Source organism: Pelatocladus sp. (assembly GCF_059505505.1).
Map to the genome: position 1 here is coordinate 1 of NZ_JCACKS010000124.1, position 6,685 is coordinate 6,685.

Annotated in this window: 3 protein-coding genes; all 3 read left to right on the forward strand. The window is 41.1% G+C overall.

The window, feature by feature from the left end; genetic code table 11:
• Positions 1-274: 274 nt before the first annotated feature.
• Positions 275-658 (forward strand): methyl-accepting chemotaxis protein, encoded by a 384-nt coding sequence (locus AC5JMK_RS11250; RefSeq protein ID WP_096678488.1) that lies wholly within the window; start codon positions 275-277, stop codon positions 656-658.
• Between the two features lie 228 nt (positions 659-886).
• Complete coding sequence (locus tag AC5JMK_RS11255; RefSeq protein ID WP_495910095.1) at positions 887-2,608, forward strand: AAA-like domain-containing protein; 1,722 nt, start codon at positions 887-889, stop codon at positions 2,606-2,608.
• Positions 2,609-2,644: 36 nt separating this feature from the next.
• Complete coding sequence (locus AC5JMK_RS11260; protein ID WP_495910096.1) at positions 2,645-6,484, forward strand: N-acetylmuramoyl-L-alanine amidase; 3,840 nt, start codon at positions 2,645-2,647, stop codon at positions 6,482-6,484.
• The last annotated feature ends 201 nt before the right edge of the window (positions 6,485-6,685 follow it).

Consider the following 6,685-nt stretch of genomic DNA (forward strand, 5'->3'; position numbering starts at 1 on the left):
CCCTTGCAATACCTGTCTGATACTAATCCGCGTCTCTCTAAAAGAGCCGCACCCAAATCAATTTGTGGGTGAACGAGGTGTCAGACCCACCATTCGCCAGCTGTATCCTAAGAGAAGTCGGGGATCTTATCTCTCACGCAGCACTTCAGCAAAAACACTAATAATAATCTCCAAAAACTTGAGCATAAATTCAATTTTATGTGAAATTTGCTGATGCAAAATGAAATTCGATTAAGACAAACTAGCTCTAAAAGCATTTATGAGGAGTATAGCTATGTCTCGTAAAAAACGCACATCCCGCGTCTTAGAAAAATCCGAATTAAGAATCTCTGGACTCAAAGCAATTGATCCAACTATGGATTTTGGTGATGCTCGCAATTTGCAAAATATGACACAACTAATCGAGCAATACCGTACCAAGATTGATGCTTATAATACTGCTTTAGCTGTGATTGACTCTTCCAGAACAGAGATGAAAGAGTTAGAAAAAAAATTGGGTGATCTTTCAGAGAAAATGCTCATTGGTGTAGCTTTTAAGTATGGCAAAGACAGCCTGGAATATGAAATGGCTGGTGGTGTTCGTAAAAGCGATCGCATCCACAGAAGCTCTGTCAGCCGTATAAAAGGTACTACAGAGGAAATGTCTGTTAGTCAATAGTCATTTGTCAATAGTCATTTGTCAATAGGGAACAGGGAATAGACAATAGGCAATAATCTTTAGTTATTCTCCGCGTCCCCGTGTCTCCTTGTCCTCCCACACTTCCCACACCTCCCTATCTCCCCACCTCCCTGTTTCCGATTTTCAAAAATATTTAGAAATAAACTGATAATCTGATGTAGTTAAAATTATTTGTAATCAGTATTTTTTATAAAACTTAATTTAACAGTGAAAAAAATATTAATCATATCAGCAAACCCCAAGAATACATCTAAGCTGCGCTTGGATGAAGAGGTGCGGGAAATCGAAACGGGATTACAACGGTCTAAAGGACGTGAACAATTTGAAATTATCTGCAAATGGGCGGTGCGTACTGACGATTTGCGTCGTGCTTTACTAGATTATGAACCACAAATAGTGCATTTTTCTGGACATGGGGCTGGCGCTCAAGGCTTGGCGTTAGAAAATAATGTTGGAGAAATGCAACTAGTCAGTACAGAATCTCTCGCCAGACTATTCAAATTTTTTCAAGATCAAGTCGAGTGTGTATTCTTTAACGCCTGCTACTCTGAAGATCAAGCCGAAGCAATTCACCAACATATTAATTATGTGATTGGTATGAACCAGAAAATTGGGGATCGAGCAGCGATTGAATTTGCAGTTGGCTTTTATGATGCTTTGGGTGCAGGTAGAACTTATGAAGAAGCATACGAATTAGGTTGTGCTTCTATTGATTTAGAAGGAATTCCAGAGTCTTCAACTCCAATTTTAAAAAGCCCAGGTAATATTTACAAACCTAGAAATTCTCATGCGCCTAATGTTTTCTCAGAACAAGGGCGAGGTGAAGTAGAAGATCGGGGCGATCGCAATACAATTCATCTATCAAAAAAACCAGAACAGGTAACGCTTACCCCCACAACCTCAGATTTTCCTCTTGAACAACCAGAGGGACAAGTACCTTTGGATTCTGCTTTTTATGTCGAACGTCCACCAATTGAAAGTGACTGTTACGAAGCAATTGTGAGAACTGGTGCTTTGATTCGTGTGAAAGCACCCAGACAAATGGGTAAAAGTTCACTGATGAGGCGAATTCTGCACCACGCTGAACAACAAGGTTATCAGACTGTGTGCATCAATTTCCAGGAAGCAGATGCTGAATTTCTCAATAGTTCGGAGAAATTTTTACAGTGGTTTTCTGCTAGCATCACCTACGGGTTGAATTTATCAGATAAGTTAGCTGATTATTGGAAAGGCATTTTAGGAAGTAAAAATAAGTGTACTAATTATTTCCAACGGTATTTATTAAACGAGATTGACACCCCCATAGCCTTGGGTTTAGATGAAGTTGATGAAGTTTTCAAACATCCCGAAATTGCCCAAGAGTTTTTTGGATTGCTGCGTTCCTGGCACGAAAAGGCAAAAAATGAACCTATCTGGCAAAAACTGCGGCTGGTAATTGTACATTCCAAAGAAGTTTATATTCCTCTCAATATCAACCAATCACCTTTTAATGTTGGTTTACCGATAGAACTACCAGAATTTACGCAAGTTCAAGTGCAGAATTTAATACAAAAACATGGTCTGAGTTGGAGTAATTCTGAAGTTGATCAACTCATGCGCCTATTTGGTGGTCATCCTTACTTAGTGCGGGTAGCATTGTATCAAATTGCGCGTCGGCGTATGACCTTAGAGAAACTACAACAAATCGCGCCCACAGAAGAAGGCCCCTACAGCGATCATCTGCGTCGCCACTTGTTGAATATCGAAAATGATGACAACTTGTTGGCAGCAATTACACAAGTGATGACAGCAAATTCACCAGTAGATGTGGGAACAACTGAAGCATTTCAACTGCGTAGCATGGGGTTAGTCAAACTCCAAGGAAATGATGTCATGCCGTTGTGTGATTTGTATCGTAAATATTTTTGCGATCGCCTGAACATTAATTAGGAGGCAGAAGGCAGAAGGTAGAAGGAAAAGTAACAGATGAGCCAATACCACTATCAAGTCGGGGGTAGTCTTCCCCAAGATGCCCCAACCTACGTTACTCGTCAAGCTGACAAAGAGTTGTACGCAAGCTTAAAATCAGGTGATTTTTGTTACGTTCTTAACTCCCGGCAAATGGGTAAATCTAGCTTGCGGGTACAGGTAATGCAACGTTTGCAATCAGAAAGAGTAGCCTGTGCTGTAATTGATATTACCTCGATTGGTACGGCAGATATTACACCAGAGCAGTGGTACGCTGGCGTCATTGATACTTTAATTGGTAGTTTCAGTCTTTACACCACTTTTGATTTAGAAACTTGGTGGACAGAAAATAATTTAATCTCACCAGTCCAGAAACTAAGCAAGTTTTTTGAGACGATCTTACTAGAAGCAATTACTACAGATATAGTTATTTTTATTGATGAAATTGACAGTATTCTGAGTCTGCCATTTCATACCGATGATTTTTTTGCCGTCATTCGCGATTGTTATAATCGTCGGGCAGATAAACCAATTTATAACCGCCTGACGTTTGCAATTTTGGGCGTATCTACTCCTTCAGACTTGATTCAAGATCGGCGACGCACACCGTTTAATATTGGTAGAGCAATTGATTTAACTGGGTTTGAACCGCAGGAAACAGAACCACTGGCGCGGGGATTCGAGGATTTTTGTGATCCGCAAGCGATGATGTTGGCTGTGCTGTATTGGACTGGGGGACAACCGTTTTTAACGCAAAAGGTTTGTAAACTGGTGTTGCAAGCAGCCAAAGATTTGTCAGAACAGAAACATCAAGAAAGTGAAAGTGAGAAATGTAAAGAACCGCGTCCTCATGCTGCGATGTCTTCTCTATCAGCAGTACCAAATCCCTCTAATTTTGTCAGTTGCGTAGTGCGTCAGCGCATCATCGAAAACTGGGAAGCACAGGACGAACCCGAACACCTGAGAACAATCCGCGACAGAATCATGCGAAGTGGTGAACAGCGTACTGGGAGATTATTGGGATTATGTCAGCAAATTGTTCAGTCTCCTGACGGGATTCCCGCCGATGATAGCCCCGAACAAACAGAACTGCGTCTGACAGGATTAGTAGTTAAACGCGATGGGAAGTTACGAATTTATAATCGCATTTATGCAGAGGTGTTTCAACAAGAATGGTGCAATAAGCTACTAGCAAAATTGCGCCCCTACGCAAACATACTAGATGCTTGGGTAGAATCTGACCGTGAGGATGAATCGCGTTTGTTGCGGGGACAGGCTTTGCGAGATGCCCAAACCTGGGCAGCAGGTAAAAGCTTAAGTGATGTAGATTACCAGTTTTTAGCAGCCAGTCAGGAATTAGAACAGCGAGATGTCCAGAAGCGACTGGAAGCCGAAGCAGAGGCAAAAAAGATTTTAGAAATAGCGAACCGCAAAGCAAATCAACGGATTCACATTGGTTCTGTAGTATTGGGCATAACTTTGGTAGGAGCAGTAATATCAGGGATACTTGCTGGATTAAATACTAAGAAATTGCAGCTAGCCCAAGAAGGAACACGCTTGGAAAGGTCAGGAAACACCGATATAGCGCGATTTGAATTTGACCGAGTGGGGGCTTTGTCAGCAGCACTCATAGATGGACAGGATCTAAAACAACTAGTTGAGAAAAATAACCTGCAAAAATTACAACAATATCCTGCTGCAAGTCCAGTCCTTGCTTTACAGACGATCTTAGATAAAATGTGGCAACAAAAGTTGTTACTTCAGCATCAGGGTAGTTTCAATAGTGCCAGTCTTAGTCCAAATGGGCAATATATTGTCACAACTGCATCAGATAATACTGCCCAAGTGTGGGATTTGTCGGGTCAATTAATTACTAGATTGCGAGGACATCAAGACATTGTTTGGAAAGCCAATTTTAGCCCAGATGGAAAACGTATAGTTACAGCTTCATTTGACAAAACTGCTAGAGTGTGGGATTTATCAGGGCGACTTCTTACTACCCTCAAGGGTCATACAGATAATATTTGGAGTGCTAAGTTTAGTTCGGATGGTCAACGCATCCTCACCACTTCATCAGACAAGACTGCTCGGATATGGGACTTGACAGGAAAGCAACTCACTGTATTCAAGGGTCATACAGGTATTGTCTGTAACGCTAGTTTTACTTCGGATGGTCAAAGCATTATTACTGCTGGATCTGATCAAACTATTCGAGAATGGGACTTGCAAGGGAAACTGCGAAGCTCATTCAGTGGTGATCAGGGACTTGTCTGTAGTGCTAATTTTAGTCCTGATGGGCAAAAAATGCTTACTATATTATCTCCACAAACTGTTTTAATCTCTGACTTATCAGGAAGGCAAATAGCGATTCTCAGAGGACATGAAGGCACGATATACAGTGCTAATTTCAGCCCGGATGGGCAGCACATTGTTACGACTGCATCAGATAATACTGCTAGAGTATGGGACTTAACAGGACGGGAAATTGCCATTTTACAAGGACATCAAGATAGCGTTTATGGTGGCAGTTTTAGTCCTGATGGACAAACTATTCTTACTGCTTCGTCTGACGGTACTGTTAAGATGTGGTCGCAGAAACAACTTGTCAATAAACAGACTCAAGATCCCAAACCCGAACAGCAGAAAATTCCTTCTGATAGAAAACTTATTGTTAAGCTCAACGATGACAAAACCACTTCGGTATCAGATTTGTCAGGGAAAAAAATTGCTACTCTCAAAGGACATCTGGGCAAAGTTAATAGTGCAATTTTAAGTCCTGATGGTCAAAAGGTAGTTACTGCTGCTGATGACAACACTGCCCGAATATGGGATTTGTCTGGACAAGAAATTGCTACAATGTGGCATCAAGGTAGAGTGAACAGTGCCAGTTTTAGCCCTGACGGTCAGAAGATAGTTACTGCTTCTGATGACAACACTGTCCGAATATGGGATTTGCTAGGACGAGAAATTGCTACACTGTGGCATCAAGATAGAGTCAAAAGTGCCAATTTTACCCAAGATGGTCAGAAGATAGTTACTGCTTTTGATGATACAAATAATACAAAGAAGATTTGGGAAGTAAAAAATTTAAAGCAGCTAGTAACGCAAGGCTGTGATTGGTTGCACAATTATTTAGCCTACACAGCAAACTTGGGAGAAAGTTATAGTATTGACGCCAGTCAAGCAGTTTCTCGTGGGGTAGTTATTCCACAAGAAGCTCGTCAAATCTGCGGTATTGGCGCAGTAGCACTACCTTCTACATCACCAACTACTACTCCAACCTACCCAACTCCTGGCAAACCAGTAATAGTAATTGACCCCGGACACGGTGTTCCTCCAGACACAGGAGCCAGTGGTTTTTTGCAAGAAGATGATTTAGTTTTAGCGATTAGCAAAAAGATAGCAGGCATTTTAGAGCGAAATGATATACAAGTTATATTGACGCGAAATGCCGACAACATCAGTATCTCAGATGTAAATAGCGTATCCTCAAGCTTGAGATACAGAGTGAATGTGGCAAAACAAGTTGGTGGAAGTTTGTTTATTAGTGTTCATGCTAGTGCATTTAATGGAAAAGCAAATGGTTTAGAGACTTATTATTCCAGCGATCGCAGTAAGCGTTTGGCTGAAGTAATCCACAGTCATATTTTCCAAAGTGTTAATGACTGGTTCAATAGGGGAGTCAAATCAGGTCAACACTTCTACGTCCTCAAAAACAATTCTGTGCCTGCAATTCAAATACAAACAGGTTTTATTGATAATCCAAAAGATGCGGCTCTATTGAGAACCCCAGAGTACCAAGATAAAATGGCTGAAGCGATCGCTCAAGGTATCCTCAAGTATCTACAAAAAAAGTAACCATCTCTGAACAGTTTTGCAAAAATGCAATCGCGTGAATCACGATAAGCACTACTAATTTTTGCAACCGATGCATTAACAATGTAAGCCAATGCACAAAGTACCGCCTCGGAATAAATTCCGAGTTTCATAGCACAAGTTCTCTTCTTGGACTTTGGACAAAAAAGAATGAGTTCGCGTAAATTCTACGCGAACTCAACA

What these genes read in the sequence shown, in the direction of transcription:
- AC5JMK_RS11260 (WP_495910096.1), top strand. Translation starts at nt 2,645, where the DNA reads ATGAGCCAATACCACTATCAAGTCGGGGGTAGTCTTCCCCAAGATGCC.
- AC5JMK_RS11250 (WP_096678488.1), top strand. Translation starts at nt 275, where the DNA reads ATGTCTCGTAAAAAACGCACATCCCGCGTCTTAGAAAAATCCGAATTA.